Origin of the sequence: Terasakiella pusilla DSM 6293 (genome assembly GCF_000688235.1) — a bacterium.
GTDB lineage: Bacteria > Pseudomonadota > Alphaproteobacteria > Rhodospirillales > Terasakiellaceae > Terasakiella > Terasakiella pusilla.
Genome location: NZ_JHYO01000058.1, coordinates 1 through 5186, shown reverse-complemented (window position 1 = coordinate 5186; position 5186 = coordinate 1). Strand labels below are relative to the sequence as shown.

At 44.0% G+C, this 5186-nt stretch carries 4 protein-coding genes and 1 tRNA gene; 3 read left to right on the top strand and 2 right to left on the bottom strand.

What is annotated here, in order from left to right; translation table 11 throughout:
• Positions 1-300: integrase core domain-containing protein (locus Q397_RS23585; RefSeq protein ID WP_240475108.1), on the top strand; the 300-nt coding region annotated here is incomplete at its 5' end.
• Between the two features lie 619 nt (positions 301-919).
• Positions 920-1222, top strand: coding sequence for a plasmid mobilization protein (locus tag Q397_RS0119785; protein ID WP_028880864.1), 303 nt, complete (start codon positions 920-922; stop codon positions 1220-1222).
• 4 nt (positions 1223-1226) lie between these two features.
• On the opposite strand, the gene Q397_RS0119780 is transcribed toward Q397_RS0119785, so the two are convergent.
• A complete protein-coding gene (locus tag Q397_RS0119780; protein WP_028880863.1) occupies positions 1227-2567 on the bottom strand; it encodes a relaxase/mobilization nuclease domain-containing protein in 1341 nt (446 codons plus the stop codon).
• A gap of 782 nt (positions 2568-3349) precedes the next feature.
• Between Q397_RS0119780 and Q397_RS24550 the strand changes: the two genes are divergently transcribed.
• The gene (locus Q397_RS24550; protein ID WP_051610399.1) at positions 3350-4321 is read left to right on the top strand and encodes an HD domain-containing protein; all 972 of its coding nucleotides are present in this window, start codon (positions 3350-3352) and stop codon (positions 4319-4321) included.
• A gap of 622 nt (positions 4322-4943) precedes the next feature.
• Here the strand turns inward: Q397_RS24550 and Q397_RS0119770 are convergent.
• Positions 4944-5020: transfer RNA gene (locus tag Q397_RS0119770), tRNA-Met, on the bottom strand.
• Positions 5021-5186: the final 166 nt, after the last annotated feature.

The following is a 5186-nucleotide window of genomic DNA, read 5'->3' as shown; positions in this document are numbered from 1 at the left end:
AAGGTCGGTTGCAAAACGCTTTATATTGAGCCGGGGTCACCTTGGGAAAATGGCTATAACGAAAGCTTTAACGGCAAGCTTCGCAATGAACTTTTAAACGGAGAAATATTCTATACCTTGCAGGAGGCAAAGGTTCTGATTGAACGCTGGCGGCAGTTTTACAATGAAGTTCGTCCGCACAGTTCACTGGGCTACAAGCCTCCGGCACCAAAAACACTCTTGCCTCGTCCTGATGTTCTGACTTACGCTACGCTCCAGTCGCCACATCAGGACGACAATAATAGCCAGAAACTAACATAGCGGTTGGACCACCAAAGTGGGGCACGTCAGGTCCTAGCACCTCATCCAATCATTGCTTATAAAATAGAACAACCGGACGGGAGCTACAAAATAATAACATGGAAAGAATTAGAATCCGTTTTAAATGAATAAGCTTTGGCATTCTTTGGTTCTCACTAACATTCATGAGGATTAAAGAAATGACAAATGATGAATTAATAGGACAGCTACCTCACCTTGCAACAATCCTTTGCTCGAACCCCACTTGGTTAGATTGTGCCGTGAATGCCGAAGAAGCGTCTGAAATTACGGGAGTTTCAGTCGATAGTCTTGCGCGATACCGAAGCCGGGGTGGCGGACCAAAATTCTTGCGCCCCCATGTTCATGGATATGAGCTCCGCATCGTTCGGTATTTCCGTCGAGACCTCTATGAATGGCTGCTTACCAATGGGCGTATCTCAAACACTTTTGAGAACCGGTAAACACCTGAAAGTCATTTTATCGACATTCAGGTTCTTTTAAATCGAGTTTATTTTCAATTCCTGCCCTTGCTTATGTCCCCTCATGAATACTCCTGAGGCTTAGGGATAAAGATTGGACTTCAAACTCACTTTTTAGACGTGCTTTGAAAGGAAAAAGCATGACACAAAGAACTATTATTATCAGTATCCGCCTCACCCCTGAAGAAGAGGAAACCTTGCGAAAAGCAGTAAAAGAAGCAAATCTGAAATCACTATCAAGCTACATCCGCAAATCGGCTATTTTGAACGCGAATAACCCGACGCCGCACATTCCCTGCCTCATAAAAGAGCAGACAGATGAAGTAATCATGCACATCAAAATGCTGTTCAGCCTGCTCTACATGAACCCGGCACCGGATAAATATCAAATCCGCAACTTGATCGAGAGAATAGAGCAAAAAATTCGCAGCTGGCTAAAATAGCCAGTTACAAACTCCAGCCGCTTCGTTGAGAAGACTTCACAGGGCCCTGTCTTTCTCTTTGTTTCTGGCGTGCTTGGCGCACCTCATACAACAGATCACTCCATTCGCTTTGCATAACTTCAAAACGTTCTGCGCGATTAGAAATCCCATTCCTGAACATCCGTGATAGGGATACCAGCGTTTTCTCTTTATCTGCTTTCTTTTTAACGGTCCGCCTTAAGATCGGTTGCCAGTTCTGCGGCCATCCATCGAGAGCCCAACCTTTTAAAGCGCTTATGACTTCCTGACCATTTTTAGGTTTATGAGCTCCTTCAACGAGCTTACCTATCACATCCGGACGCGTGGTAAGCACCCAGATACCAAAACGATGCGCTTTTCGCCTGCGTCCTTCGCAATTTGGGTGCTGAATCAACCAAAGCCAATTTTTGTATGCTGTCTCAGGCTCTAAATACACCCGTTTAAATAGATCAGGAACTAGACACTTTTCCTTTTTATCAAAAAGACTCCATTTCTGTTTTTCCGGTTTGGCGGATTGAGCCAAATGTAAAAGAATGGGCCCTTCTACTCGATGTCCCCCTGCTGGAAAAGAAGATCGCAAAGACAGTTTATCTGACAAAACCTTTCTTCTGATATGATGCCGATCTTCACGCCGTGTCGCCACGTAATCCAACCCCACATCCTGTAAGTGCTTTGCAAAACTATCACGCAAAATATCAATCATCTCGCCCGTTCGATCAAAATGCAGACGGTTCCCCCGGTCAGGTTTTGCCTTAATCACAAGGTGAGCATGGGGATGATCTTCCGTATCCTCATGAATTGTCCAGATCACATGAAAATAATGTTGTGCAAAGTTTTCGGCAACAAATCCACGGACCGCAGCTTCCAATTTAATTAACGCCTCCGCGCTCTCCACATCGCCTTCTTTCTGAATCGAACACACCAGATGCCATGCCTGATTATTACGCCAAGTCCCATCTTCTCGCCTATTTTCCCCGTCCGTTCGCAATCCCCAATTTTTGATTACCTCCTTGTCAGTTGGCAGACCAAATTGATCATGCAGTTCTACCCTCTCGGCTTCATCTTCCCGGGATATATATTTGACCAAAGCTCGAACCGAACTTGCTGATTTCTTAGCGGAGACAACTTTGAGGACCGCTTCTCGCTTGCCCTGATCACCGACATAATTTCTATAGTTATTGTAGCGAATACGCGCTGCCCGGCGTGATCGCCCAAAACCACTGGAAGGACGACCAGATTTCGCGAAAAAATGCTTCATCAGGCGTTCTTCTCCCAGATTGACCGAACCGCCTTTTATGCGCCTATATTCTTCATCATCAAAAACCATAAAAGAAGGTTAACAGCAAAAAACAAGAATGTCTGTCATACATTTCGCTTATCCTGCAAAAGAGTTTGAAAATACACAACTCATATAAGCCTTTGTTGTTAAATAACTATTGTATTGACCCTTCATGAACTGGCTGTGTTTTTAGCGCGTTTTCAACAAAATCACCTGTGGCTTTTCTATAAAACACTGTGGTCTTTGTAAAAATGCTTGTGGCTTCTTACAAAACTGTTGTGGCTTTCCCCGAAAAGGCTGTGGCTCTCAATTATTCCTCAAAAACATTTCCCGAAAGGTAGACCCGTTCCATAAAACTGGAGATTACCTTCTGTTAAGCTAAGATTTACAGAAAGAATAAATGGATCTCAAAAATCTGATGAATTTAACAGACAAACGGTCCAATTAGCTTTGACAAGCTGCATATTTCGCAAACAGGTTGTCACCGGTCTTGGTATCAGTCAGTCCCCATTAAGTAAATTGGTCAGCAAACATAAACGCGATGAGTTGGGCATGAGACTTGCCCATCTTCGTAAAGGGAACCGGATTTGGCGGGAGGAGAGGAGAGGAAATTAAAAAACGTGGACCGAATTCTTTGCTAGGCAAAAGCGATGAGGTTCAAATTAAATGATGCGAAGACGACTAACCGTGTCATCACCGTGACCTCCACCGTTAATTAAAGATGTAAATGGCTATTGCCTTGTAAGTGTTCGATCAAAACGAAGCCTTCGATTTTAATTTGGGGAATACCTTTTACGAGATAGTCTAGCCACATAGAAAAGGAGGAAGGTATGGGTTTGCAGTTTCAAACATCTAACACACTCTCTGAGGCTTTTGCATTCGTAGAGATAAAACACCGTGATCAATCGCGAAAAGGGACTTCAATTCCCTACCTCTCGCATTTGATGGCTGTGGCTGCCCTTGTCATGGAAAATGGGGGAACCCAGGAGCAAGCTTGTGCTGCTCTTTTACATGATGTCGTTGAAGATTGTGGTGGTGCCAAGGTTCTCAATGAAGTTCGTGAGCTTTTTGGTGATCCTATTGCAAGGATTGTTGAAGAATGTTCAGATTCCATTAATGATAACCCGAGTCATGAAAAGGCTCCTTGGAAAGATCGCAAACAAAAATATATAGATGCCATTCCAACCAAAAGTGATGCAACCATATTGGTGATTGCGGCAGATAAATTCCACAACCTTTCAAGCTTGATTAAAGATTTGGAAAGGTATGGACCCGCTGTATGGGATCGTTTTAATGCAACACCAACAGAAACGATTTGGTTTTATCAGCAAGTAGTATTGGCAGTTCGAACCCGAACGCCGACACCCTTATGTACGGATTTATTGGCAGCTTGTTCTCATCTCGAAGATATCAGGGATGCTCATAAAAACGGTGTTGATGCGCCTTATGAAAACTCCAATTTGATTGATCATTCAATCTATGTTGCAAGTACGAACGGTGAGGCTTTCACCAGCGAAGAGTTTTCGGCTCTTACTAAAATGGTCTCAGAATATTTTGATACCTATTCTGTCCGCGATGCTCTTGGTGTTTATAAAGGGAAGAAGATCGCGACGAAAGTGGTTGAAGTGGGAACACTCCGATCTCAACGAGTTTTTACACTTTCGATAAATCTATGCCGATTGTTCAAGCAGGAAACTGTCGCAATTCGAATGCGCGGTGTTTTTCATCTGGTCAATCAATATAAATACATTGGTGGAGTTGATGAGAATGTTGTTGGAAGGATTGAATTTGAAAAAAGTTGAGGAGACTGGAAGAATACCTGCTACTCATGTGGAATTGAGGTGTAACCCTTTTCAATCAGGTACTATAAAGTTAGCTCTTAGCCTTGCTGATATGATCAGAAAGACAGAAGATGATACTCCTCCACCCGTTAGAACCAGAATTAAACTTCCCCACCCATGCTTACACATATATATTGACATCGGGACGCTGGGTTTAAGAACTCAAATCAGGTTGCGGAGGACATACGACAGAAATCTACAACAGTAGAGGCTTACCGATTCCTGAATTTGAGATGATCCTAAACAAACTAATTTCAATATAGCCCGACCTTGAAAATGAACAAGCCTACATTCGCCTGTCACTGCTCGCCTCATGAGCCTTCATAAACTGATTTTCTAATGTTTACCTATTGATGACCCAAGCCGATTTCGAAACTTAAATTGTGATGGTTTTGACCATCATTTTCATCACCTTTTCGAGCCAAGCGGGGGCCAGATTTACCGTACTCGCTGCGCTTTGCTTGCTGCGCCGTTGCCTTCGGCCGAACTGTATGCAAAACGCGAGCTTCGTCGCGTTTTGCGCAGTTTAAATATGGTACCCAGACAGCCAACAAAAAACCCGGCCAATGGCCGGGTTATTTGTTGGTTGCGGGGGCCAGATTTGAACTGACGACCTTCAGGTTATGAGCCTGACGAGCTACCGGGCTGCTCCACCCCGCGTTGGTGTCTTTTAGAAAGACTAAAGCCGCCTTTTGAGGGGCGGCTATTTTTGTAACGATTGTGTAGGTTAAGACTTACTCATTTTAGAAGGCCTGGCAGCGACTTACTCTCCCGCGCCTTAAGACGAAGTACCATCAGCGCAACATGTTTTCACGGCCGAGTTCGG